Annotated in this window: 23 protein-coding genes and 1 pseudogene; 8 read left to right on the forward strand and 16 right to left on the reverse strand. The window is 49.8% G+C overall.

The window, feature by feature from the left end; all coding sequences use genetic code 11:
• The first annotated feature begins 524 nt into the window (after nt 1-524).
• From HWQ67_RS00535 to HWQ67_RS00545, 3 genes are all read left to right on the forward strand, one after another.
• Complete coding sequence (locus HWQ67_RS00535) at nt 525-1,199, forward strand: hypothetical protein (protein WP_218250681.1); 675 nt, start codon at nt 525-527, stop codon at nt 1,197-1,199.
• Nucleotides 1,200-1,295: 96 nt separating this feature from the next.
• Nucleotides 1,296-1,967, forward strand: a complete 672-nt coding sequence (locus tag HWQ67_RS00540; RefSeq protein WP_218250682.1) for a YkgJ family cysteine cluster protein — start codon at nt 1,296-1,298, stop codon at nt 1,965-1,967.
• 64 nt (nt 1,968-2,031) lie between these two features.
• Entirely contained in the window at nt 2,032-2,841 is an 810-nt protein-coding gene (locus HWQ67_RS00545) for a 6-carboxyhexanoate--CoA ligase (RefSeq protein WP_218250683.1), read from the forward strand.
• Between the two features lie 36 nt (nt 2,842-2,877).
• Here HWQ67_RS00545 and HWQ67_RS00550 read toward each other — a convergent pair whose 3' ends face one another.
• From HWQ67_RS00550 to HWQ67_RS00585, 8 genes are all read right to left on the reverse strand, one after another.
• Entirely contained in the window at nt 2,878-3,699 is an 822-nt protein-coding gene (locus HWQ67_RS00550) for an LpxI family protein (RefSeq protein WP_218250684.1), read from the reverse strand.
• On the reverse strand, nt 3,684-4,469 hold the full coding sequence (gene lpxA / locus HWQ67_RS00555; protein WP_218250685.1) for an acyl-ACP--UDP-N-acetylglucosamine O-acyltransferase: 786 nt from the start codon (nt 4,467-4,469) through the stop codon (nt 3,684-3,686). The genes HWQ67_RS00550 and lpxA overlap by 16 nt, the downstream gene beginning before the upstream one ends.
• A gap of 6 nt (nt 4,470-4,475) precedes the next feature.
• The gene (gene fabZ, locus HWQ67_RS00560; protein ID WP_218250686.1) at nt 4,476-4,904 is read right to left on the reverse strand and encodes a 3-hydroxyacyl-ACP dehydratase FabZ; all 429 of its coding nucleotides are present in this window, start codon (nt 4,902-4,904) and stop codon (nt 4,476-4,478) included.
• A gap of 3 nt (nt 4,905-4,907) precedes the next feature.
• Nucleotides 4,908-5,948 (reverse strand): UDP-3-O-(3-hydroxymyristoyl)glucosamine N-acyltransferase, encoded by a 1,041-nt coding sequence (gene lpxD, locus HWQ67_RS00565; protein WP_218250687.1) that lies wholly within the window; start codon nt 5,946-5,948, stop codon nt 4,908-4,910.
• Nucleotides 5,949-6,040: 92 nt separating this feature from the next.
• Nucleotides 6,041-6,565, reverse strand: coding sequence for an OmpH family outer membrane protein (locus tag HWQ67_RS00570; protein WP_218250688.1), 525 nt, complete (start codon nt 6,563-6,565; stop codon nt 6,041-6,043).
• A gap of 56 nt (nt 6,566-6,621) precedes the next feature.
• A complete protein-coding gene (gene bamA, locus HWQ67_RS00575; protein ID WP_218250689.1) occupies nt 6,622-8,904 on the reverse strand; it encodes an outer membrane protein assembly factor BamA in 2,283 nt (760 codons plus the stop codon).
• Between the two features lie 307 nt (nt 8,905-9,211).
• Entirely contained in the window at nt 9,212-9,613 is a 402-nt protein-coding gene (locus HWQ67_RS00580) for a type II secretion system protein (RefSeq protein WP_255317055.1), read from the reverse strand.
• 55 nt (nt 9,614-9,668) lie between these two features.
• Nucleotides 9,669-10,277 (reverse strand): NYN domain-containing protein, encoded by a 609-nt coding sequence (locus HWQ67_RS00585; RefSeq protein WP_218250691.1) that lies wholly within the window; start codon nt 10,275-10,277, stop codon nt 9,669-9,671.
• Between the two features lie 460 nt (nt 10,278-10,737).
• Between HWQ67_RS00585 and HWQ67_RS00590 the strand changes: the two genes are divergently transcribed.
• Together HWQ67_RS00590 and HWQ67_RS00595 are read left to right on the forward strand one after the other, a co-directional pair.
• Entirely contained in the window at nt 10,738-11,679 is a 942-nt protein-coding gene (locus HWQ67_RS00590; RefSeq protein ID WP_218250692.1) for a DUF6599 family protein, read from the forward strand.
• A gap of 252 nt (nt 11,680-11,931) precedes the next feature.
• Nucleotides 11,932-13,479: a B12-binding domain-containing radical SAM protein gene (locus tag HWQ67_RS00595; RefSeq protein ID WP_218250693.1), complete on the forward strand. Its 1,548-nt coding sequence runs from the start codon at nt 11,932-11,934 to the stop codon at nt 13,477-13,479.
• A gap of 203 nt (nt 13,480-13,682) precedes the next feature.
• Here HWQ67_RS00595 and HWQ67_RS00600 read toward each other — a convergent pair whose 3' ends face one another.
• The 4 genes and pseudogenes from HWQ67_RS00600 to HWQ67_RS00615 form a co-directional block, all read right to left on the reverse strand.
• Nucleotides 13,683-15,353: a methyl-accepting chemotaxis protein gene (locus tag HWQ67_RS00600; protein WP_218250694.1), complete on the reverse strand. Its 1,671-nt coding sequence runs from the start codon at nt 15,351-15,353 to the stop codon at nt 13,683-13,685.
• A gap of 117 nt (nt 15,354-15,470) precedes the next feature.
• The gene (locus tag HWQ67_RS00605) at nt 15,471-16,604 is read right to left on the reverse strand and encodes an HlyD family secretion protein (protein WP_218250695.1); all 1,134 of its coding nucleotides are present in this window, start codon (nt 16,602-16,604) and stop codon (nt 15,471-15,473) included.
• Nucleotides 16,594-17,124 carry a TolC family protein gene (locus HWQ67_RS00610; RefSeq protein WP_320414271.1) on the reverse strand — a complete coding sequence of 177 codons (531 nt, stop codon included), beginning with the start codon at nt 17,122-17,124 and terminating at the stop codon, nt 16,594-16,596. The genes HWQ67_RS00605 and HWQ67_RS00610 overlap by 11 nt, the downstream gene beginning before the upstream one ends.
• Nucleotides 17,125-17,252: 128 nt before the next feature.
• Nucleotides 17,253-17,873 (reverse strand): annotated as a pseudogene (locus HWQ67_RS00615) (TolC family protein); the annotation flags it as partial.
• 246 nt (nt 17,874-18,119) lie between these two features.
• On the opposite strand from HWQ67_RS00615, the gene HWQ67_RS00620 reads away from it, so the two are divergent.
• Nucleotides 18,120-18,287: a dual CXXC motif small (seleno)protein gene (locus HWQ67_RS00620; protein ID WP_218250697.1), complete on the forward strand. Its 168-nt coding sequence runs from the start codon at nt 18,120-18,122 to the stop codon at nt 18,285-18,287.
• Nucleotides 18,288-18,322: 35 nt separating this feature from the next.
• Nucleotides 18,323-18,616 carry a 30S ribosomal protein S20 gene (rpsT, locus tag HWQ67_RS00625; RefSeq protein WP_218250698.1) on the forward strand — a complete coding sequence of 98 codons (294 nt, stop codon included), beginning with the start codon at nt 18,323-18,325 and terminating at the stop codon, nt 18,614-18,616.
• 106 nt (nt 18,617-18,722) lie between these two features.
• Here rpsT and HWQ67_RS00630 read toward each other — a convergent pair whose 3' ends face one another.
• From HWQ67_RS00630 to HWQ67_RS00640, 3 genes are all read right to left on the reverse strand, one after another.
• On the reverse strand, nt 18,723-19,910 hold the full coding sequence (locus tag HWQ67_RS00630) for an FG-GAP repeat domain-containing protein (protein WP_218250699.1): 1,188 nt from the start codon (nt 19,908-19,910) through the stop codon (nt 18,723-18,725).
• Complete coding sequence (locus HWQ67_RS00635; RefSeq protein ID WP_218250700.1) at nt 19,903-20,862, reverse strand: hypothetical protein; 960 nt, start codon at nt 20,860-20,862, stop codon at nt 19,903-19,905. Before HWQ67_RS00635 ends, HWQ67_RS00630 begins: the two co-directional genes overlap by 8 nt.
• A gap of 84 nt (nt 20,863-20,946) precedes the next feature.
• On the reverse strand, nt 20,947-21,642 hold the full coding sequence (locus tag HWQ67_RS00640; RefSeq protein WP_218250701.1) for a Crp/Fnr family transcriptional regulator: 696 nt from the start codon (nt 21,640-21,642) through the stop codon (nt 20,947-20,949).
• Between the two features lie 178 nt (nt 21,643-21,820).
• Here HWQ67_RS00640 and HWQ67_RS00645 point away from each other — a divergent pair, with 178 nt between their 5' ends.
• Entirely contained in the window at nt 21,821-23,026 is a 1,206-nt protein-coding gene (locus HWQ67_RS00645; protein WP_218250702.1) for an aldo/keto reductase, read from the forward strand.
• A 232-nt stretch (nt 23,027-23,258) separates the two neighbouring features.
• Here HWQ67_RS00645 and hflX read toward each other — a convergent pair.
• Nucleotides 23,259-24,276 (reverse strand): GTPase HflX (gene hflX / locus HWQ67_RS00650; RefSeq protein ID WP_218250703.1); only part of this gene is annotated, 1,018 nt, incomplete at its 5' end.

Raw genomic sequence — 24,276 nt, forward strand, 5'->3', positions numbered from 1 at the left:
TGACACAGATGGGCGCAAAATGCCATTTCTTGTCATTCCCGTGAAAACGGGAATCCATTTTCAAAAACCGCATAAAAAGCCAGTTAATAAAAAAGTGCAAAAGTATAGTATTTATTCTCTTTTGTATATCGATGACTTGGAAATATTTGAATAGAGAGTCGTTGTTACTTTTTGCATTTTTCATTAAGTCAACAGCATTAGGGGCGAGGCGCAATCTTGTCGCAGCGGGGGGCGAGCCGCCCCTGGCTCAATTGTCGCACCCGCCCCGGCCACAAAGAAGTCCCCCTTTTATGCCGGGGGTCGCTGACCCCTTGACTCCATTATTTTGTCAGTCAAATATCATGCCTGAAAAAACCTGCGTCATTTCAGTATATATAGCTTTCATCTGCCGAAAAACAGAGTAATCTTCTGTCCATGTTGTTATAGTTACTTATGCTCTTCTGCTTATTGCAAATGAGCGTAGAGGCGTGTTAATATACAGTCAAGAGTAGGTAAAGATGATGAACAGGATAAAGGAGTAGACAATGGAAGACACTGATATAATGAAAGCCGGCGATAATGGTTACGTACGTACAAGCGAGTTCGATGAACTCAAGGAAATGGTTGCGACGGTACTCTTTGAACTTAGGAGATTCGGTGATAAGCTGGACAGGGTGGCAACGGATGTAGAGATACTGAAGACGGATGTGGGTGAGTTGAAGTCTGATGTGGGTGAATTGAAGTCTGATGTAATCTTGATTAGACGAGACGTTGCCGGTCTGTCAAGGAGTGTAAGCTATGCCCTCGAAAATGAGGCATATAGGGAATTACCCAAGTTTCTGAGGACCAAATACGGGATCGAGATGTTGGCTCGCCTTATCAGGGTCGAGCTCAAAAAAGATTGCGAGGTAAATATACTCGGCGAGGGCACAAGGCATGGTAAACCTGTGTTAATCGTTGGAGAGGCTAAACTCAGACTTCAGGGATATTACACCACCGGTATATCGGCCAACCTGCAAATGGTCGATGTATTTGACCAACTGGAAAGAAATGTAGAGGCAGTGCGTCTCCAATGCAACCACGTCGGGATAGGCGCCGATGGGAGCGACAAAGAAATCGTGCGCATACTGATAACCCACTTCGCCACAGCAGACTTCCTGGAGGAAGCGTCAAAGAGGGGTGTCATAGTCGTACAGAGCTTTGAGTGGCAGACGGGTTAATACAGGTGATAGTCAAGGGGTTGTGTTGTCTTTTTAAACCGTCATCTTACACTTTTGCGTAACATAGATTAATAAATATATTAAGGAGCGGGTGCAATGGAAATAGTAACTCCATTTAGTCAGCAAGACCAATGCCTCAGACGTGGGCAGTGTTGCAGGATGGGCAGTGCAACGCTGCACGTGGCCGACGCTGAACTGATCATCGATTCAACGGTCAAGTACAGTGACCTCTTTACCATCAGGGAGGGGGAACTGGTCTACAATAACCTTGATGACGAGTTCATTACAATCGATTACGAGCTTATAAAGATAAACGAAAAAGAGGGGTCTCGCACCTGTTCATTTTTCGTAGAGGACGGAAGCGTCTGCACTATCTACGAGCATCGTCCTGCGCAATGCAAGGCATACGAGTGCTGGAACACCGAGGGCTTTGCCAACACCTTCAACGAGGAAAAGCTCACGCGTGAGCACCTCATGGCCGGTAACAACTCCCTGATCGACATAATCAGAACCCACGAGGACCGTTGCTCCTATGCCAAACTGGCAGAATTGGTTGGTATGATCCGCGATGGCAAGGACGTTGTAGCAGAGGTCTTTGAGGCCATGAGTTATGATGATACACTCAGAGCACTCATGAGGGAGAAGTTGGGCATTGATGCCAGTTACATGCCCCTGATGCTTGGGCGTCCGCTGGTGGATACAATTATCATGTTTGGCTACAAGGTCGAAAAAGACCAGGACGGAAACAACTGCCTGATGGTACTGTAGGGCACAGATAGCCGGTATTGCGTGTTTACAAAGAGATGAAAGATTGGTTGGTTCTGCCAGTCGTATGCTTTACAGTATAAGGATGAGGGCACAGGCCAACCAGCTTCACATATCAGGCGCCGAGGATATCTGTAGCGAAGATGCCCTCCACCAGCAGGCCGCCGACTTGGTCATGCGCGCACTAAAACACTCACGTGGCAAGCCGGATGGCATCACAATCAACGTAGACCGCCTCGAAGTCCCTCCACGTATGATATCGTCGCTGCCGGTTGTTACCTGCGTGGTGGAGGACGCAGACCAGGCACAGTACACACTGCGGAGATTGCTCCAGGCCACAGGGCTTGCCGATGGTACCATCACACAGGCCCTGCACCTGATACGCTGCAACGAGCCTGTACCTGGTGCACGTGTCCTTGATGCACGGAGCGGGCGACCCCTGGAGCCTGACCCTCACAAGGGGATACGTGTATCACGCCTGGGTATCACCCAGCAGGCCAGGGAGCAACTTCTCGCATATCTGCACGCTGACGACAATATATCAGGACTGTGGCCAAGGGTTATAGAGGCGGTTGTGCTGGCCTCAAAGGTTGTCTCTGACAGGGCGGTCGTGGCGGAGCTGTGTATCCCGGACAATCCCGACTATACGACGGGTTATGTTGCCTCGGAGAGGCTTGGGTATGTGCGCATTGCCCACATCAAGCACATGGGAGACAACGTCGGGGGCAGGGTGTTTTTCGTCAGACCGGAGTTGGCTGTGGATGAAGGGCTGTTAAGGGATTTTGTCCATTACATGGAGAGAATGCCCGTAATGGTGGACTCTATCTCCGCATATGGAGGCATAAGGAGATTGGATGAGATTGTCGGCGCTGCTTAGTCATAAGGATCAAGCATTGCGCAGACACTCATGCCCCTACTTTATGCCAACGATGGTGATACCTGCAGCGGTGGCATCCTTGACCATGTTCACCTTGTCAAGCATGAGGGAGTGTTCGGCCTCAAGGGCGAGGACTCGTGCCTTGGCCTCTATCATAGTTCTGATGGTTTGCATACCTGCAGCGGGGTAGTCAAATCGCTTATCCTGAGCCGGTTTGCTGACCTTTATAACCACCGCACCATCCCCGGCCAATGTCCCTGCCCTGAGTATGGCGCTGTCGGTACCCTCGATTGCCTCTACGGCAATAACCGCAGCATCCTTGACAATTACGGTCTGGCCGATGTCAAGCCTTCCTATCTCCTTGGCGATCTGAAAGCCAAATTCTATGTCTTTTTCCTCCTGCTTTGAGGGACCTTTCTTGGTCAATACGCCGTGGGGGGTTATAAGGTTTGTCGTGAAATCGGTCACGTTGCGCATATTGATTCCCTCTTTGACGAACTCCTCGGTCACGGCAAGGAGAATGGAGTCATCGCTTTTGTCCTTGAGCTTCATCATCAACCCGACGGTCTTGAGGTCAGGGATGATCTTGCTCTTATAGACGAGGGTCTTGGGCACCTTGCCTCCCATGACGGCCTCTGTCACATTGGCCTTTTTAAATGCCCCTATGATCGAGCCCAACTTGCCCACGCTTATTGCCATGAAGTCATCAACGTGGTCCTTGAGGGCCTCATCGCACAGTGGTGCAAGGCCGATGGCAAAAACCCGGAAGCCCTGCTGATGCGCCTCCCTGGCAATGGCCACAGGCAATTCGCCCTGACCCGCTATCAGGCCCAGTGTCTTGGTTATGTTTGCCGACATACGCCCCTCTTGTTTTTGGATATAAAGTCGAGCAACATTTTTATTTCCGCTGTCATTTCCATTTCATCTTCCAGTTTTTTGAGTGCCTCTGTCAGCGTTAGTTTATCGCGGAACAGTATCTTGTAGGCATCCTTCAGACGCTGTATCGTGTCATCGGAGAAGCCGTTTCTCTTGAGGCCTATGAGGTTGAGTCCAAAGAGCCTTGCCCTCGGTCCTGAGGCTATGGTAAAGGGCGGAACGTCTTGTCCCACGCCGCTGAAACCACCAACCATAGCATATGCCCCTATCCTTGTAAACTGGTGTATGGCCACCACGCCGCCGATTACGGCATTGTCCTGGATTTCGACGTGTCCGGCCAAGGTAGCCGCATTGGCCATCACGATGTTGTTTCCCAACTTACAGTCGTGTGCCACATGCACGTAGGCCATAATAAAGTTGCCGTTTCCTACTTCGGTGACGCCATCGCCGTGGATTGACGCCCTGTGGATTGTTGCATACTCTCTGATGATGTTGTCATTACCGATCCGGACAGCGGTTTGTCTGCCGTCGTATTTCATGTCCTGCGGTGGAAAGCCGATACTTGTAAAGGGGTGTACGGTGCAGTTGTAGCCGAGTTCCAAGGTTCCTTCGAGTATAACGTTGGAGAGCAATCTGGTGCCTTTGGCGATCTTGCAGCCGCTGCCAATTATGCAGTATGGACCTATTTCAGTATCTTCGTCGATTTCCACATCATCGGCAATGATGGCCGTTGGATGAATTTTTGGTTGCATTTTATGTTACTCCCGCTGTGCGACCATAGCGGTAAATTCGGCTTCGGATGCAACGGCCTCTTCCACCATGGCCTTGCCTGTAAATCTCCACACGTTACCCCGCTTGTGCGCAACCTTTATGTCAAGTATCAACTGATCACCGGGGACAACTGGTCTTCTGAATTTGGCCTTTTCTATGCTCATGAAATAGACGGTGTTACCCTTCATGCCGGACTGAAATGCCAGGATGCCGGACAGTTGCGCCAATGCCTCCACTATGAGCACCCCCGGCATAACGGGGTTGTCAGGGAAATGGCCCTGGAAGAAGGGTTCATTTATCGTTACGTTTTTTATGCCTCGGGCGCTCTCTCCATTTACTATTTCTATGACACGGTCTACCATCAGGAAAGGATATCTGTGAGGCAGCGTGGTTTTTATGCCTAATATATCTATCATTGTTTAGTCCTCCTTGCCAACAATAGTTTGTTTTTCGAGTTTATGCAATCTTTCGTGAATTTCGGGCAGTCGTTTAAACAACGCATAAGAACGTTTAAATTGCATATGCGGCATGGCAGGGGAGCCCATATAGGCACCTTTATTGACCTGCCCCATCACACCGGCCTGGGCGCCAATCTGTGTTCCTGATTCAATGGTTGTATGGTCTGCCACCCCTACCTGTCCGGCAAGCACCACGTAGTCACCGAGTCGGCTGCTACCGGCTATACCGGTCTGGGCTATAATCAGACTGTGTTTTCCTATTGTAACGTTGTGTGCTATCTGCACCATGTTGTCAATTTTTGTGCCGGCGCCAATCAGTGTAACACCGCTGGTTGCCCGGTCTATGGTGGTATTGGCACCGATTTCGACATCGTCTTCCACCACGACCCTTCCTACCTGTGGGACCTTAAAGTGTCTTTCGCCATCAAGTTCGTATCCGAAGCCATCAGAGCCTATCACCGCCCCGGGCTGGATTATTACCCGATCTCCTATGCGGCAGTCTTTACCGATGGTCACGTTTGGGTATATTGTGCAATCGCGGCCAATTTCGGCATTGTTGCCGACGTACACACCCGGGTAGAGCGTTGTACAATCCCCTATTGTTGCACCATCGCCAACATAGACACCGGGGTAGACCGTAACATTGGTCGATATGCGCACGTTGTCGGCTACATAGGCGCCTTTCATTATCCCCTTAGGGGTGAAGGGTTTGACGTAAAACAGCGCCAGGAGTTTGGCAAATGCCAGCGACGGCCTGTCAACAATCACCTGTGCTTTATCGACTCCCGCCAGTTCCTTCTTTACAAGCACGGCGGTGGCACCACAGGCCAGGAGTTCATCCAGTGGTGTATTGCCTTTGTATAGCGTTATGTATCCTTCCGTTGCCTCTGCTATGCCTGCAACTCCGGTGATCTCTCTCCGGGCATCATCAGCATCTCCGGCATCCCTGCCCCCGCCCCTGAGTCTGCCGCCAAGGAAACTGGTTATCTCTGCTAAGTTCATCTTGCTCGTTGCTTATTCCTGTGTACTTGGTACATCACAATATCTCTGAATAAAAAAACCTCCCGTAAGATTGTTTTCTTATTTACGTTGAGCTACTTTTTCTTACCCAAGTCGTTGTACTTTTTGATGACCTTATCTGTGACATCGACTCCTTCGCTGGAATAAAGCAGGACGTTGTTATCCATTATGGCTGCATATCCTTCCTCTTTTCCGACGGCGGCGATGACGTCCTTGATGTCCTTAAAGACATCTTTGGTGAGTTCACCTTCTTTTTTTCTTATATCTTCCTGGGCGTCGGAGGCCATGCGTTTGAGGTCTCGCATCATGGACTGGAGTTCATCCTGTTTCTTTTTCTTGGCGTCTTCGGAGAGGGCGGTTCCTTTTTTTTCTATTTCATCTTTGAGTTTTTCTATGGCCTTTTCCTTTTCGTCTATTTTGGCCTGATGTGATTTAATGAAGGTTTCGAGGCTTGTTTTTGCCTTTTTGCCTGGTTCGGAATCACTTAGTATCTTTTGCAGGTCCACCGAGCCGATCTTTGCCCCCTGCTGTGCCATTACTGTGCCATTGAAAAACACCAACATCACTACCGCAATCAAAGCGGTTAAAACCCTGTTCATATATCCTCCTGATTGTTTTTATTGAGACTCATGCTATTAAAAAGCTGCATATTTGTTTAAAAGAAGCTGCCGAAGGAGAACTCAACTCTCCCGCTGGATTCGCCTGGTTTTTGGTGTAAGTTGTGGCCATACTCTATGCGGATAGGACCAAATGGTGATATCCACCTGAATCCTCCCCCGGATGTGTACCTAAACTCAGAAAGTTCTATTCCGCTTTCAAAGGACGATCCGGCATCAAAGAACACCACACCCTTGAGCTTTATCTCAGAGACGATGGGGAAGATAAATTCCCCGTTAAAGATCAACTGGCTGGTACCGCCTATAAACGTATCTTCTTCGTCTACGGGGCCAGCCTCGCCAAAGGCAAGCCCTCTGATTGTGCTTATACCGCCAACGTAAAACCTCTCATAGATAGGCAGTTTTTTGCCATAAACTCCGGAGCCATACCCATACCTGCCACGAAAAGACAGCGTGGTTGGGCCAAAGAACGGGAAGAACCACAGGGAGTCCACACCGGAACGTAAAAACGCATTTGACCCGCCCAGACCGGCAAACGTTACGTAGACGGAATTACGGGAACCCTCCGTGGGGTCGTTGTAGTTATCGCGAGTGTCCCTGGTCAGGGTTGGCGTTATGCTGCTTGTTGTTGCCTTACCTGTCTGCTCTCTGACTATCTTGGGGGCATCATCATCGACATCAAAGACGTTGACGTCCTCAAACCTGTACATGACACCAAGGTCGTAGTACTCTGCAAACCTCTTGCCGATGCCAAGGGCTGTACCGGAGGCCCTCCTGCTGTACTTTATATACTCGCGCTCAAGCCTGTATACGCTTGCGGCTGCGCTTATGGGTTTGTCAAACAGCCACGGCTCCTTATAAGTTATCTCATACAATGAGGATACGCCGCCAAGTTCGGCGCTTACCTTGATGTATTGACCGGAGCCAAAGACATTGGCCTGCGTCAGTTGCACCATTCCGATCAGTCTGTCAATAGAGCTGTATCCGCCGCCAAAGCTGACAAACGCCGTGGACTTCTCCTTGACCTTTACATCTATGTCTACGATATCCGTGTCGGGTTGCGGACGGGGGATAAACTCCACGGATTCAAAGAAATCAAGGTTGTTTACGTTCTGGTAGCTCCTCTTGAGTTTCTTGCTGTTAAAGATTTCTCCCTCATCGAGGGTCACCTCACGTCTGAGCACCTTGTCTCTGGTCTTTGTGTTGCCAAATGCCTCGATCCTGCCTATCTTGTATATCTTGCCTTCCTCTACCTTGAGGTATACGCTGACCGTTTTGGTGGCATCATCGGGCACCACCTCCGGCGTTATTGTCACGGTTGCGTAGCCACGCTCGGAGTAGTATCCCGACACCGCCGTGATGTTATTGGAGAGGGTCTTTTTACTGAACACCTCGCCTGATTTTATGGTTACCAGCTTCTTTATCTCCGTATCGGCAAAGGCATGGTAGCCGTCTATCTCTACCTTTGAGACGTTGTACTTGTCGCCCTCCTCTATATCAAAGACTACCGTGATCCCGGGCCTTGCCTCATCCACGACCACGCGCGGCTCGCTCACCCTGACCTTGACGTAGCCGTTGTCGTGATAGAGGTCGCTTATGGCCTTGATGTCCTCCTCCAGCATATCCTTTTTTACGTACCCGGAACCCGTGAAAAACGAAAATATCCACCACGTGGACGTCTTTATTGCTTTCTTTATCTTGCCGTCGGAGAGGTTCTTATTGCCCGTAAACTGTAACGTCTTGATTTTTATCTTTTTCCATTCCTTGATCCTGAAGGTCAGGCTGACCTCGTCATCTTTGATGTAGCTCAGGATTGGAAATATTTCGCTCAGATAATAACCCTCGCCATCATAGAAGGTCTTTAGCTTTTCGACGTTGTCCTGGATCAGGGCAGTGTCTGCAATGGAGCCTTTGACAATGGTTATCTTTTCCTTGAGCTTGTCGTCCTTGAACTCTTTATTGCCGTCAAAGTTTATCCGAACGATAGTGGGTTTTTCCTTCACTATATATACGACCTTAAGGCCACCCTCATAGAACTCCGTTTCGACCTTCACGTCATCGAAGTAGCCCAGCTTGTAGATGGTCCGTATATCCTCATCGATCCTGTCTCGTGACAGGGGTTGATTTAATTTCTGAGAGAGTCTGGCCTTAACCGCCCCTTCTTCCATACGCTTTATGCCGACAATCTCAACTGCCTTCACCAGTGGCTCTGTGCCCTGAGCCGTATCCGGCGCCTTGGGCAACTCTTGTGCATAAAGATTACAGGTCGCAAAGGCCACCAACAGCAGCACAAACACTATTGCATCTCTTAACTCTTTCAATGACAATCACCCGACCCTTATAAGTTTTTTACACATTAATATAACCGTACAAAAACTATACAGTATTTCTTTTATCTATGTCAACACCCTAGGACAATCGCATTAGAGAATTTTATGGATTATGGATTATGGATTGTTGATAGGTTAGCTTGTGTTTAAAGATCAAGCCTACGCATTATGGGGTCAAGGGGACTGGTCCCCTTGCGGGGGGTTCTGAAGGGGGCCAGGTGCGACCTGGAGCGCCAAGAAGCGGAGCCGCCCCTTTCTTTGTTTTGTATTGCACACTCTCGAAACGCTCTGTACTACGCTAGCCTTGTGTCATGGACATGCCGGCAAATGGTGCGGTTACGGTGACGACAAACGTGAAATCGTTGACGTAGACGACCACCTCCCCGCCGGATGTGGTGCCGTTGCCATAAAAGACAATTGGCCGGTTCAGGGTTGCAAAGGCCGTGGGGATGGGGGTTTTCTCATTGTTTACGACCATCACGCCATCAACCGTCCGCACGTAACTGTCAAACCCCGTCGCAAAGCTCTCCCGTTGCACCCTGAGCATCAATACCAACACTTTTTCAGCCTCCAGCGAAGCCATATACCGCTGATACGTCCTGAGCGTCACGGGCAACGCCACGGAAAACAACATCGATATAATAAATATAACGATCAACAGCTCAATGATCGTCATACCTCCCTGATTGCGAAGTCTCATGGCTTAATATTGCCCACGCTCATCACTGTAGCGTGCGTATGAACTTTAATTGCGTTTAAGTTGATCTAATCCTGTTATCTAAAGATAATGGCTTTGACTTACGGATGACTCCCTTGTCATCGTCAAGGAATGTTATGCTTTCATAGTAATCCTCAAGGCGAATAAAAGTACCAATATTTTCAGCCCATTTTTTCAAATTCGAATTGCAAGTTTTTTCCCACGCCATGATTTCAATCCCCCAACCTTTCTTGTGCATTCTTTCCAAATCGGCATGAAAACCTACTCCATCATGAAAACCATGACCATCCCCTGTTAACATTACAACTATCCCCGGGGTTCCATTATAGTCAATAGTCTTCCTGAGCATATGGACCTGAAGAGCCTGATCCACTGCTTGCTCTTTATTTGACCCTGCACCTCTTTCAAGTAGCTCTATCGCTATTCCTTCTTGCTCCATTTTATTCCAGACGTGGCGCAATTCGGGAGGAACGCAACCAACTGCCACTGCATACTCTACCTCACGTCCGGCTTTTGCAAGTTCCACGATAGTACTAAACTGGAGCCTTAATTGATAATAGGCATTTTGTCCTTCATATTCAGATGCTACGGTCTTTCCGCTTATAAAAATATTGGAGTTATCCCAAAAAATGAAAACTTTCTTCATATTTTTTCCTCTGTCCGTATGATACTAAAATCCTTTTTTATTGATAACATACATTATGCTAACGGGATCATCAAGACTTTGTCAAGAGAGGTTTTTTGGGTATCTTCTTTATATTTCATGGTAGCACAAGAAAGAAAGGGGCGGTTTGTGGCAGGGGCGGGTGCGACCCGCTTCGGGAAAATCGTGCCCCACCCCCTCAGACCCCCTTCAGAACCCCCTGCAAGGGGACCAGTCCCCCCTTTATGCCGGGGGTCGCTGACCCCTTGACCCCTTCTTGCCTTACTGACGTGCTGCCCTTCCGTGAGGCAACAGGCGTTCTTTCGTATAAATTTCAGACGAGGCAATGCACTATAGACACAGATATAATTGTATGGTTACAATATACCCAAGGCACGTACAAGAAAACAAGGAGGCATACGGATGAAAAAACGGACTATTGCACAGGCGTTGTGCTTGGCCTATGTCTAAGGCTGCCATTGTGTATCGGCTCTTGCTTGTTGCCCTCTTGCCGGTTGTGGGTCTGACCATATATGTAACCGGGCAGAGGTATGATCCGGGATTGATGAACTTCAAGTCTGCAGGGTCTTCGGTGGAGGGAGGTGCCATAAACTTTCCCCGTGAGGCGGGCGGGTTCCAGCTCAGAGGCCCGGTGCGCACCTTCAACAAGGACAACCTCTTCGAGTACGTGGATGGTCATGCCGAGTACCTCATCAACAACGGCTTTGTCGCCCTGTACGTGGCCGAGTACGTGGCAGCCGGGGTTGCGGAGGGACACTCCCCCGATGTGGTGGTTGACGTCTACGTGATGGGTAAACCCGAACACGCCTTCGGGGTACTAATGGACAGCGCCCCCTCCGACAACAATGAGGTACAGGTCGGTCTGATGGGGTATAAGACCGAAAATGGGGTGAGCTTCTTTGCCGGCTCCTACTACGTCCACGTCACAACATTTAAGGAACACTCAGAGGTCGTAAGCCTTGCCGGGGCCATACACAGTGCCCTCGGTGTAAGGGCCGGGACGTTTTCGCTGTTTGACAGGCTGCCCGATATCGGGAAGGTCGTTTCAACCCGCTATTTTAAGGAAAACTACCGAGGACTAGACTTCATCCACAATGTCATAGAGCGTCGGTATGAAATAGACGGCAAGGAGGTCCAGGTAGCCCTGGTTACCGGCGGGAAGGATGTTGTTGACAGTCTTGTTTCAGCCTTTATGACATACTTTGAAAAATCCGGCGTCACATATGCCAAGTCAGAAGTCACCGGAGTAATCCGTTACAAGGTAGCGGACAAGTACGAGGGCGATTGGTTCTTGATCCCCTCCGGCGATGTCCTGTTTGGGGTATACGGAGCCGTCAGCGACGAACTCGCAGACAAGGTTGTCGCAAAGACGGGAAAGCCATAATCAAATTTTTTATGTTATGATAAACATATGGATATAGCAAATTTCGATTGGATTAAATACAGAGTATGCGGCATTTTTACGGGGTCAAGGGGACTGGTCCCCTTGCGGGGGGTTCTGAAGGGGGCCAGGTGCGACCTGGAGCGCCAAGAAGCGGAGCCGCCCCTTTCTTTCTTGTATTGCACACAATCGAAACGCTCTATATATCGGGATGTCCTTACGTAAGCTGAGTGATACTCAACGATTGCCCCTTGCATGGAAGATACGGCAATGAAGGTGCTGTTGATAAAGCCTCCGTATACGAGGCTGAAGGGGGTTGGACAGGCTCCGTACTTTCCGCTTGGACTGGGCTATGTCTCTGCCGTGCTGAATCAGGATGGTTTTAACGCCTGTATATATCACGCCGAAACCCCGCACCCTGGAGAAAATACCGCCCTTACGGATGCCGATATTGGTTTTGATTTCAGGTCCCGGAGCTATCGCAGGTATCGTCAGAGTCTCGGAGACGATGACCACTACATCTGGCAAGAGGTCACACGGACTCTGGAGGGATTTCAGCCGGATGTTGTGGGGATATCCGTGCTCTCTGTGGAGGCTGCCTCGGCATTTAAGTTAAGCCGGCTCGTAAAGGGCTACAGCAGGCAGTGTGCGGTGGTGTGGGGCGGTGTGCATCCGAGTTTCCTGCCCGATGACTGCCTGAAAAATCCCGAGGTTGACTTCGCAGTACGGGGTGAGGGGGAGTATGTGATGCTTGAGTTGTGTCGGTTACTCCGTCGGGGTGCGGCCACACCTGCGGCATTGTCTGAGATAGGCGGGCTGTCTTTTAAGGACAATGGTCGTGTAATTCATAATCCCGCCTCTGCGGCTTCAGCAAACCTCGATGCCCTCCCGTTTCCGGACCGCCACAACGTCCTCTACCGGCAGACCATCGATTTTAAGTCGCTGGGCAGCATGATCGTCTCACGCGGATGTCCGTTTCGCTGTACGTTCTGTTCATCCAGGAACTTCTGGGACAAGAAGGTTCGTCTGCGTAGCCCTGAAAACGTCATCAGCGAAATCGCCTTCCTGCAAAACACCTATGGAACACGCCACATTATGTTCTGGGATGACTCCTTCACAATAAACCGTAAGGTCATAGAGAGGTACTGTCGAAGCATCATAGACAGTGGCCTGAAGATAAGCTGGAAGACCGCCACGCGCGCAGACCTCATCGACGAAGAACTCCTTGACCTGATGCAAAGGGCCGGATGTGTCAAACTGGAAATAGGCGTGGAAAGCGGCAGCGAACGGATCAAAAGGATGATCAACAAGGATGTCAGTAACAGTGATATCCTGCGGGCATTTGCCCTGTTGCGTAAAAAGGGCATTGGTTCAGGGGCATTCTTTATGGCCGGCTTTCCGGAGGAGACCCTCGGTGACCTGCAGGAGACTTTTGACTTTATGCGCCAATTGAATGCCGACGAGCTGGCCTTTAACATCTTTGACCCCATGCCCGGAAGCAGTGAGTACGACAAGTGCATTGAGTTGGGGCTTATCTCCGGCACCCCAGACTGGAACGATTTTCCGCTGTGGCCTGATGCCTATTTCGTCAAAGACATAGACCGGCAGCAGTTTGATCAACGGGTTGAAGAGATCGCCAGGTGGCTGTATGCCTACAACAACAGTCTGACCGTGCGCCTCAGAAGAAGCAGGCAACAACTCCTGTTTTTGCTCAAAAACGACCCGGCTATGCTCTTAAAAAAGACTTTCGGATACCTTATACGCAGACTCAAAGTACATCGCACAAAGACTAACACGCCTTGAGAACCTTTTCAGCAGAAAACACATCAAATTGAGAGACTCATTTAAAAAAAGCATGGTAAAAGGTTTCGCAGGAACCAAGTGCGACCTGGAGCGAAAAAGAAGGGGTCAAGGGGACTGGTCCCCTTGCAGGGGGGTCTGAGGGGGGGCAGAGCCGCCCCCTTCTTTCTTTTGCTACCATGAAATATAAAAAGGATACACGGGCATCACGTTAATCTTAAGGTCTTATTGTGTCCCACTCCTGTGCCGTCATCGATCTTGAACTGGGATACTACCTCCTGTAATTCAGAGGACAACCGTGACAGACTACTTGAGGACTGAGCTATCTGTTGTGAGCTTTCCATCGTCTCTCTTGATACATTTGCCACCGTTTCTATATCGGAAGTTATCGTCTCTGATACGGTTGACATCTCTTCGGTGGCTGACGCTATCTGCTGAACCATTAATTGCAATGAGTTAATGCTGTTGACTATTTCATGCAGTGATTCACCGGCTTGTGTGGAAAGCTCCACGCCCACTTCAACCATGTTGGTAGCGCCACTCATTGACGTCACGGCCTTTTCGGTTTCTTGCTGAATGGCCGTTATCATTCTGCCAATCTCCGTTGTTGCACTTGAGGTTCTCTCTGCCAGCTTTCTCACCTCATCGGCCACCACGGCAAACCCCCGGCCCTGTTCCCCGGCACGTGCAGCTTCTATGGCAGCGTTTAAGGCAAGCAGGTTTGTCTGATCTGCTATGTCTTTGATAACGCTTATGATGTCTCCTATTTGCTTTGAACGATCCCCGAGGGAAGATATCAATTGAGCGGATGCACTGACAGTATCGGCTATTGATTTTACCTCATCTATTGACTTTCTGACTATTTTTTCACCATTTTGTGCCAACTTAAGCGTATCATTTGCCGAGGTCGAAATTTCGGATGCGTTTTTTGCCACATCCATGACAGTCTGTGACATCTGTGTTGCCGATGTTGCTATCTGTGCTGCCTTGGATGACTGTTCAGAGACACCTTGCGACATCTGGTCGGCGTTTGAGCTTAGTTGTTGGCTGGCAGATGCCACACTGTTTGCCGATGACATGATGGTCTTCAGTATGGAATTCAGCGTTGCAACCGTCTTGCTCATGGCAGTCAGTAACTCCCCTGTTTCATCGTTGCTACCGGAATGTATCTCTACAGCAAGATTGCATGCCGCTATGTTATCCATCACGTGAACCCCCTTTTTCAGAGGTCCGGTGACACTGCTTATAATCAAAAACGACAATAAGAACGATAGCACTATACCGGCAACAATAACTGCTATTAATATTACCCTGCTTGTATTGTAGGTGCTTTGTGACTTGCCATACTCCTGCTTTGCTACATCTATCTGCAATTTAATTAAATCATTGAAATCCTTCTCTATCTCATCAAACAGATGTCGGTATTTTTCATCATACAGCTTCATTGCTTCATCATATTTACCTTCCTTGATCAGGTTTATCACCGGTGCCAAGCCTTCATTTCTATAGTTAGCCCTGTCCTGTTGCGTCTTTGCAACAAGCCTCTTTTCTTCATCGGTTAAGTAGGTAGAGGAATAATCCTTCCACTCCTTATTTATTGATTCTGAGGCCTCATCAATTTTTATATTTCTGCTTTGTATCTCATCGGGGGTAGGATTTATAAACATTTGAACAAGGTGTATCCTTATTCTCAAATTAGCCTTGGCTATTTTATCTAGTTGAACCAGTGGAATCGCTCTGTCTTCATATACAGTCTTTAGGCTATCATTACCTTGTTTTGCGGCATACAGACCTAAGTATCCTGTCAGCAACAATAATATTGCCATAAACGCCACCAATATCTTCAACCTTAACCCTATCTTCATGTTCTTCAGCATTGTCGCTCCTTAAATATGCTTATAAATTTATCGGCTCATTATCAGCCTGATGATATTACAACACACAGGTAAGCAGCATGTCAATGAGAAAAAGTGACAACAGTTACCATGTTTTTTCTACTGCACCAGCACGGTGGGGACAACGGACATGCCAACCCTTAAGATGTGTCCCTGCACCGGGGCCTTGTCCACGAGTATCTTTACGGGGACACGCTGAACAACCTTCACGTAATGGCCGGTGGCATTCTCAGGCGGAAAGAGCGAAAACACCGAGCCCGTCCCCGCCATGATACTGTCAACCTTGCCGCTAAAGACCTCCTGCGGATAGGCATCAACCTTGATCTCAACACGTTGTCCGGGCCTGATCCCGCTTAACTGTGTCTCCTTGAAGTTGGCCGTCACCCACACGTCCTCCAGCGTGACGATGGCCATAAGCGGCTGTCCGGCCTGTATCTGATTGCCCACCACCACAGACTTCTTGCTTATATAACCATCCACGGGGGCATAGACCGTTGTATAGGCCATGCTTAACTTGACCTGACTTAAGACGGCCTCCCTCTGTTTAATAAGCAACCTCTGTGTCTCTATGGCTGTTTCGGCCTGTCGTATGAGTGCCTGTTGGGTCTCAATGGCCTTTTCGCTGAGACTGCTCTGCCTCTGGGCAACCTCCATTTCAGCGGACTTGACCTCGTGTGCAGTAAGGGTTTTCTCATAACGTTCTCTGGGGATGGCCTCTTTTTGGTAGAGTCCCTCGGCACGTCTTATATCCCGTTCTGCCTGCTCAAGGCCGGCACGGTGGACAGCAACGGTGGCCTGCGCTGCCTTGAGACGCTCTTTTAACTCCAACAGTTGTCTCTTTGTCGTATCAACCCGCAATTGCACCTCCGCCAGCCTTGCCTGTTCGGCCTCATAGGCCGCCTGCGCCTCTCTCTCCTTTACGGCATAATCTGCGGTATCAAGCGCAACAAGAGGTTGACCCTGCTTAACCGCTTCGTTGTCTGCCACGAAGACTTCCCTCACGGTGCCGGCAACCTTTGAGGCAACCGTATGCATGGAGCCATCGACAAAGGCATCGTCGGTCTTAATGTGTGTAGCGTTGTAGGATTGGTACATGTACATGGTCACAGACCCTATCAGAACAAGAAGAAACAGCACGACAAACGCATTTCTCTTCTTGTGGGATTCCTTAACATTAGTGACTATATCGGCGTCATTTTTATCCATCTCTCTCTCTCCGGCTTTAGTGTCCATACTCTGAGGCAATGTCCATTGCCGTGGCGTACAGGAGGGTTGCATAGGCACGCTTGAGGTCAAACATCGCCCTGTAGTAGTTTGACTCGGTAAGTGCCAGCAGCGCAATGGCGTCAAGGACATCGGTGGCGCTGCCCTGTCCCTCCTCGTAGCGAACCCTGTTAATTCTGAGGTTTTCCTGTCCGTGTGCGATTGCCTCTCCGGTGACCTTGACCCGCTCAGAGGCAGTATGCGCATCAAGGTAGCCCTTCTGTACCTCAAGGCTGATATCATCTGTAAGTTTCCTGCGCTCCTCTGCCACCTGATCGGCCTTGTGTCTTACCCTGGAGACCTCGGCCTTTGTGGCGCCGCCATCGAGGATGTTTAACTCGGCCCCCAGGACAGCCGACCAGTTGCCCTCATGCACCTGGTAGCGGTTTTCGGTGTAGTTAAATCCGCCCCTGATGTAGAACCTCGGATAGTACGAAGCCGTCTTTGCGGTGGATTGCAGTTGGAGCATCTGTATTTGCCTGTCTGCCATCCTGAGTTCGCTCCGCTGACTGCGGGCGTGGCGTAGGTACACCTCAAGGGGTTGAAGGGGCGGTGGGGGGGGGGGGAGTCATCTATGAGCATTACGGCATCGTTGATGGCCCTGGTCAGGAAGTAGTTGAGCCTTGAGGCATTGAGGGTTCGGAGGTTTTTGAGGCTCAACAGGCGTTGTCTGGCATCGGCCAGTTTTACGTCTGCGGCGAGGGAGTCGTTGCGAGTGACCACGCCTGCGTTGTAGAGGCTTTGGGTGACGTCCCTGTGGGCAGTCAGTTGCTCAACCTCCCTGAGGGCAACGTATATGAGTCTGTCTGTCTCAAGCAGCTCAAAGCACACCAGCAGGTAGTTTAAGGCCACGACGTTTCTTGTCCTGTCAACGTCTATCATGGCCTTGTCGATGGCCGCCAATGACTCGTTATACCGTGACAGTCTGGCGCCAAAGTCGTAGATGGTCTGCTTGACGGTGATGCCGTAAAAGAAGGAGCTTTTGTTGGCGGTATTTACCGTGTTGTTGTTAAAGATGGCCCCCGGTTGGTAGTACAGCGAGGAGTGTCCAGCGGCGGCATCCACGGAAGGTCTCATGGCGGCTTGTGCTATGTCGGACTCCGAAGCCGCAATGCCGACGTTGTGTGAGGCGATGTTGATTATCCGCCCGCGTTCGGTGGCAATGGCAAGCCCCTCCGTGATGGTAAGCGTGTCCTTTGAGACGTCCGTCACCTCGATCTCCGCACCGTAGCATAGCATGGGAACCGCTACAAGAACGGTAACGAAAAGAAGAAGGAAGAAGAAAGAAGGGAGGCGGCTCCGCCCCTCCCTCAGACCCACCCCGCAAGGGGGCCAGCACCCTTGACCCCTTCTTATCTTATCCACCGTAATTTGTATATACACAATAATTCAATTGTATAACTGAACTATTAAAATAGTCTATACTTTAACGCAAAATTATTTGGGATGATATTTTTTTTATTTTAATGTTATACTATAACTATTGTGAAGTGCAAGAAGTGTCAAAGTAAGGTAGTGTTGGTTATAGGGTGTACGACGGCGTTTCTGAGTTGTACGAAGTGCCGCAAGAGGTTTAGTATCTCCGAGTACATAAACGAGATAGATGAAAAGACATGGGAGCTGATATCGAGCAGGAACAGCGACCGTGCATAGATTGCAAAGACAGCATGAAAGGAGTTTAATACAAGATGGCGGCTAGATCGCGACCAAAACGTAGCATTTCGGTATTGAAAAGAACAAGGCAGGCCAAAAAGCGGCAGTTGCGCAACAGGATGGTAAAGAGCAAGCTCCGGACGCTCACGCGGGGGCTTGAGGATGCCATAAAGGCCAACAACATGGAAAAGGCAAAGGAATTACTGGTGGAAGTGATCCGTGCCTATGACAAGGCCGCAACCAAGGGCGTCCTGCACGACAACACGGCCTCCAGAAAGATATCCCGTCTATCGACAAGACTACATGCCCTCCAGGGGAAGGCTGCATAGCAAAACCACGTGACGTAAGAAGGGGTCAAGGGGACTGGTCCCCTTGCAGGGGGGTCTGAGGGGGGGCGGAGCCGCCCCCTTTTGTTTTCTGTTTTTTCTTAGAAAGTTACGGTTTCTCTAACGACAGGATATTGAGGCCATCAGGCTTGACGCAGGCGGTCAGGGCGCTATTGATAACGTCCATGTACACAGATGACCTACCTTGGCAGGGCAAATTAAATGTGTATGTCGTTGTGATTGTAAAGTCGCTGGTGTTTACAGATACAAGGGATAGGGCGCCCGGGCTGCTGACATCTTTAGACACGTGAGTCACTAGTAGCTCCCTGGTTAATGGCGACAGGGTTGGAAGTTTTTCAATGGCAACAGGGAAGGGGAACGATAATAGCTCCGTCTTAACAAGTGTTGTCTGCTGGTCTTTGTTGTTAAAGGCGAGGATGGATATCTCCGGTTTATTTATACCTCTGATGTAAGCAATATAAGAGATGTCCTTGTCTTTGTCATAAAACAGCAGGGAGGCATACTGTATCTTGTTGTTAAATTCAGCGGGGTCACCATATGCAAACGATTTAAGCAAGGCGGGCTGAAACGTCTTACCGTCGATGTTTTTTACCAACCACAGGGCGTTGTTTTTAAACTCAGGTACCAGGATGTCAACAAGACCATCCTCGTTGACGTCATCAACGCTCAAGTACTTTGCGGCAAAGACCTCCGTCAACTGAGAACTTTTAAGGTCAAGCGTTGTCAGTTCGTAGTCCAACGACCCCCTGGACAGATACAGGTAGAGTTGTTGGTCAAAGATACCAACTGCGGCGATATCCGAAATGCCGTCGCTATTGAGGTCCGGGGTCTTGAGGTCAAACCCATATTTGGGGGCGGCAAGCTCGTGCGACGTGTCGTAGTCTTTACCGGAGCCGTCATTTATCAGAAAATGTATCTTGTCCTCGTATATATAGGCAAGGTCAGTAACCTTGTCACCGTTGAAGTCCCCGCTGCTTATGGAGGTACCCAGGAGGGAATTGATGTGGGTTGGTTCGTTAAGATTCAGTGCATTGCCCTGACCGAAGTATATATCCAGCCCCTTGTACTTTGTGAAAAACACCGCATCCTTTAAGCCATCTCCGTTGAGGTCTGCGGCTATTACGCTATAAGGGGTGCCACCGGCAGGGATAAACCTCGAGTTTACCTTCTTCTCTACCGCCTCCTCCTTGCAACCCGCAAAAACAACCAATAGCACCAGCATGACCACTATGCTTCCTGCCATCTTGCTCAGGCGTGTGTACAGACGATTACTCATTGGATTTGTCCTCCGGTTTATTCTTTAGCTCTTTTGCTGCCAGCTCTATGAATTGGGGGTTTACGTACAACTTGTACTTCTCTGCCAATCTCTTTAGGGTTTCGTTGTATTTTTTCTGAAGACTGTTGCGCTCCATATCTGCTATCACACGGCTTTTCACCTCTTCAAACCTATATATCTCAGGCTCATAAATGGAAGTAAGGCTGACAACAATGTAGCGGTCTTGCGCCTCGCTCATCTTTGTTTCGCCCTTTTTCATTTGCACAAATTCTTTCAGAGCCTTTACATATGGACCATCTTTAACCTTGCCCTCCCAATGAGACAGTTGAGTCAAGACAATCTTCAGATCGGGATACTTCGCCGTGAGTTCTTCCTTTAATCTTATGAAGGCCTCCGTGTCGAATTTAGAGTCAAAGCGGCTATAGACCTCTTGCGCCAAATCCTTGCACGTCTGTGTACAATCATTGTCCTTGACATCCTTTTTTTCAACGCTGAACATATACCCGCCGTATATCTTTGGCATGTTGTAAAGGTTCAGGTTGTTTACGTAGAACTCGGCGGCCTCTTGTTCGGTTACCTTTACAGGGATTAAAAACTTCGCCTTATATGCCCCCGCCAGAACTTCAACCCTTTTGTCCTCCGATACATCTTTGATGGCAGTCATATTAGCGGGTTCCTTATCCAGCCCTTCCTCAACCGCCTCTTTGCTAAACAGGATATCCGTTAGCATATCGTCCAGGACATTATTGATCTGCTGCCAGCGGTGCTGATCCTTGGCGCTTAGTTTTTGCTTAACCTGTCCCGTAAACTTTGACAGAGTGATAACAGTATCCCCTATCTTTGCCACTACAGGGTCATCCTCACCCCTTGCAGAATGTACGGTTAATACCATCATCAGGAGTATACACAAAAGACCCGCTACCCCTCTTGCCCATTTCAACTGCTTTGACATTATGTACAACCTCCGTTTGTTTTAGAGTTATCTATTTATATGTTATTGTCACAATATGGCTCCATATTGCGTTTATAAATACAACTATTGACTATACATCTGCAACCCGATACGGTCCTTGATAATTATCCTTCCGTTATGTTCGATTATCAGGCCCTCTTTCTTGAACTTGCTAAACGTCCTGATCGAGGTCTCCACGGTGGTACCGACCATATCTGCAATATCCTGTCTGGTGAGTCTGAGGTCTATGACAGAGCCTTCCTCGCCGCCAGGGGGCACCTTGTCTGCGGACTTGTCGGCCAGTTTCAGCAGCAAAGAGGCTATGCGCGACTCAACACACTCAAGCGCTATGCTCTTGAGCATTTCGTAAGAGTCCTTCATCCTGTCTCCGATGAGTGAGGCAAGCGACAACATCAGGGTGGGATAGCGGTCAAGGAGCTTGAGGAGGTCCTTGCGGGAGACCTTCAGGGCAGTTGTGGGGTCCATTGCCACGGCATTGGCCGGATATGGGAAATCCTTAAACACCGCAACGGCGCCAAAAAGCTCCTTTGTCTGGATAAGCTCCAGGATTATCTCCTTACCCTCGTTGGAGAGTTTTGTGATCTTTACCTTACCCTCGATAACAATATAAAGCCACTCTGACCTCTCACCCTCCGAAAACACCATCTCTCGCTTCTTATAAGAGACGTGCTGCAGGTACGGTACTATGTCCTTGATTTCGCCGTCGTTGAGCCCTTTAAAGAAACCAACTTCCTTTAAATCCATATCATTTGTCATCATAAATAAATGCCCTCAACATTTATTTTATATTGTCTGCACGTATTATAGCAACTTATTGGGGGTGCATAAAAAAGTGGTGGGCGCTTGGGGAAAAAAAGGGGGTTTTTCATTTCATGTAGCTGACATTCTGTACACCCTTATGATATATTTAGATATTTACACACTAAGGAGGCATCTGATGATAAAGCGACGTGACTTCTTAAAGTCAGGCGTGGCAGCGGCGGCCACGGTGGCGGCTATTACCGGTATGGAGGCATTGGCAGGGACCTCCGAACAGGGACAATCAACTATAAAACGTTATAACCAAATTGGCAAGACCAGCCTTAAAATGAGCGACATATCGTTTGGTACGGGTTCGTTGCCATCGGCGTCGATGGTACTGAGGGCGGTAGACCGGGGCATCAACTACTTTGACACGGCACCCGACTATGGACACGCCGAGGAACACATAGGAGAGGCTATGAAGAACCTCAAGCGAGACAAGGTTATTATCGCCTCCAAGTTCTGTAATCCGCTGGCCTACCCTGCACACCTGCCGGCGGGCAGCACAAAGGAGCAGTACGTCAAGGCAGTGGAGGAGAGCCTCAAACGTCTAAAGACCGATTACCTGGACATATGCTTTGTCCACGCCATTGGCGAGGTGAGCAAGGACGTGGAGGCAGAGAAGAAGCGCCTCCTGGATGATAACATGCTTTCGGCATTTGATTCCCTGAAGAAGGCCGGTAAGGTTCGCTACCTGGCTGCCTCTTCGCATGGCCCGACAAACATGGAAGACCTGCTCATGACCGCAGTTGTATCGGGGAAGTTCGACCTGATAATGCCGTCGTTTAACTTCCTGAAGTTCCCCAAGCTACCCGACATCATCAAGGAGGCCAAGGCCAGGGGCGTTGGGGTCGTGGCCATGAAGACCCTGGCGGGGGCCAAGGAGATGAACCTGGACTTTAAGACGGCTGACTTTGCGCAGTCCGCCTTTAAGTGGGTACTGAAACACCCCCAAGTAAACGGACTCGTTGTCACAATGAAGAACCTCTCCGACCTCGATAACTACATACCGGCATCCGGGCAGGACTTTACGGCAAGGGACCAAAATGTCCTGGACTCCTATGCGCGCCTCTATGGCCATTCCTACTGTCGCACCGGGTGCAGTCAGTGCGAGGACGCCTGCGCCAGAGGGGTTGAGATAGCCAGCACGCTCAGGTATCAGATGTACTTCGAGGACTACGGTATGGAAAAGCGGGCTATCGTGTCGTACTCGGCGTTAAGCGCAAAGGCCGATACGTGCCTCACATGCACAATGCCAACCTGCACGGGCGCCTGTCCCTACGGCTTGCCGGTTGCGCAGATGCTACAGACAGCCCACCAGAACCTGACACTCTATGCCTAGAATCAGAATTATCCATTCAGTATAAAAACTTACCCATAATTATAGCAGGTTTCGATTGGGTTAAATACAAAATACGTGGCATTTTTACGGGGTCAAGGGGACTGGTCCCCTTGCGGGGGGTTCTGAAGGGGGGCGGAGCCGCCCCTTTCTTTTCTTGTATCGCACGCAATCGAAACGCGCTATAACCATATACGAAAAGGAGTAAAGAAGGGAGGGCGTTGCCCCCTCCCTCTCAGTTTTCGATAAAGACCCTGTCGTGGATGGCTTTTAGCAGTGGGCCAAAGGTATCGTGATCGATGGCCGAAACTGCCACGGCGCCGTATCGTGCCAGGAGGTTTTCCACCACGTCGGGGGCAACCTTGTCGCACTTGTTAAGAACCAGCAACTGTGTTTTTTCTGCAAGCTCAAGTTCCGCGAGGATATTTCGTACCGAGTCCATGTGTTGTTCAAAGCGGGGATTTGATATGTCAACGACGTGGATGAGGACATCGGCATCCTCGAGTTCTTCGAGCGTGGCCTTAAAGGCCGCCATCAGGTCCGGGGGCAGGTCGCGTATAAAACCCACGGTGTCTGTGATAATGACGTCGCGCTCGTGCGGAAATCGCAGGCGTCTGCTGGCGGTATCCAGGGTGGCAAACATCTTGTCCTCGACAAACGTGGCACTCTTGGTCAGGTTGTTGAGCAGGGTTGACTTCCCGGCGTTGGTGTAGCCGATGATGGAGAGGATCGGCAGGGACATCTTCAGTCGCCTGCGTTTCCGCTGAAGCCTCGCCATTGCCAGCTTTTCAAGTTCACGCTCCAGGAGGTTTATCCTGTCCCTGACCCTCCTGCGGTCAATTTCGAGTTTCATCTCCCCCGGCCCTCTGCCACCTACACCCCCCATCAGGCGTGACATGGCCGTACCCTTGCCCGTGAGATGCGGCAACCTGTACTTGAGCTGCGCCAACTCAACCTGCACCTTGCCATCCCCGCTGTGCGCACGTCGGGCAAATATGTCCAGGATCAACTGTGAACGGTCTATTACCTTGAGCTCGGTGATATCGGTAACAGCCCTGCGCTGAGACGGCGACAGGTCCTGGTCAAATACCAACAGCGTTGCCCCCTTGCCAAGGGCATCGATAACAAGCTCCCTGACCTTACCGGTGCCTATGAGATAGCGCGGGTTTATCTCCTTTGCCCGCTGGATCACCTTATCCAACACCATCACGTTACACGAACCGGCCAGCTCCTCAAGCTCGTTGAGCGACTCC

The organism is Candidatus Magnetobacterium casense, from assembly GCF_019173545.1.
Taxonomy (GTDB): Bacteria; Nitrospirota; Thermodesulfovibrionia; order Thermodesulfovibrionales; family Magnetobacteriaceae; genus Magnetobacterium; species Magnetobacterium cryptolimnobacter.

Coding starts and splice junctions, on each gene's coding strand:
- HWQ67_RS00640 (WP_218250701.1), bottom strand. CDS start 21,642: ATGATGACAAATGATATGGATTTAAAGGAAGTTGGTTTCTTTAAAGGG.
- HWQ67_RS00535 (WP_218250681.1), top strand. CDS start 525: ATGGAAGACACTGATATAATGAAAGCCGGCGATAATGGTTACGTACGT.
- HWQ67_RS00585 (WP_218250691.1), bottom strand. CDS start 10,277: ATGAAGAAAGTTTTCATTTTTTGGGATAACTCCAATATTTTTATAAGC.
- HWQ67_RS00635 (WP_218250700.1), bottom strand. CDS start 20,862: ATGTCAAAGCAGTTGAAATGGGCAAGAGGGGTAGCGGGTCTTTTGTGT.
- fabZ (WP_218250686.1), bottom strand. CDS start 4,904: ATGATAGATATATTAGGCATAAAAACCACGCTGCCTCACAGATATCCT.
- HWQ67_RS00600 (WP_218250694.1), bottom strand. CDS start 15,353: ATGCTGAAGAACATGAAGATAGGGTTAAGGTTGAAGATATTGGTGGCG.
- lpxD (WP_218250687.1), bottom strand. CDS start 5,948: ATGAACTTAGCAGAGATAACCAGTTTCCTTGGCGGCAGACTCAGGGGC.
- HWQ67_RS00570 (WP_218250688.1), bottom strand. CDS start 6,565: ATGAACAGGGTTTTAACCGCTTTGATTGCGGTAGTGATGTTGGTGTTT.
- lpxA (WP_218250685.1), bottom strand. CDS start 4,469: ATGCAACCAAAAATTCATCCAACGGCCATCATTGCCGATGATGTGGAA.
- HWQ67_RS00630 (WP_218250699.1), bottom strand. CDS start 19,910: ATGAGTAATCGTCTGTACACACGCCTGAGCAAGATGGCAGGAAGCATA.
- rpsT (WP_218250698.1), top strand. CDS start 18,323: ATGGCGGCTAGATCGCGACCAAAACGTAGCATTTCGGTATTGAAAAGA.
- HWQ67_RS00645 (WP_218250702.1), top strand. CDS start 21,821: ATGATAAAGCGACGTGACTTCTTAAAGTCAGGCGTGGCAGCGGCGGCC.
- HWQ67_RS00580 (WP_255317055.1), bottom strand. CDS start 9,613: ATGAGACTTCGCAATCAGGGAGGTATGACGATCATTGAGCTGTTGATC.
- HWQ67_RS00590 (WP_218250692.1), top strand. CDS start 10,738: ATGTCTAAGGCTGCCATTGTGTATCGGCTCTTGCTTGTTGCCCTCTTG.
- HWQ67_RS00595 (WP_218250693.1), top strand. CDS start 11,932: ATGGAAGATACGGCAATGAAGGTGCTGTTGATAAAGCCTCCGTATACG.
- HWQ67_RS00545 (WP_218250683.1), top strand. CDS start 2,032: ATGCTTTACAGTATAAGGATGAGGGCACAGGCCAACCAGCTTCACATA.
- HWQ67_RS00605 (WP_218250695.1), bottom strand. CDS start 16,604: ATGGACACTAAAGCCGGAGAGAGAGAGATGGATAAAAATGACGCCGAT.
- HWQ67_RS00610 (WP_320414271.1), bottom strand. CDS start 17,124: ATGGCAGACAGGCAAATACAGATGCTCCAACTGCAATCCACCGCAAAG.
- HWQ67_RS00550 (WP_218250684.1), bottom strand. CDS start 3,699: ATGTCGGCAAACATAACCAAGACACTGGGCCTGATAGCGGGTCAGGGC.
- HWQ67_RS00540 (WP_218250682.1), top strand. CDS start 1,296: ATGGAAATAGTAACTCCATTTAGTCAGCAAGACCAATGCCTCAGACGT.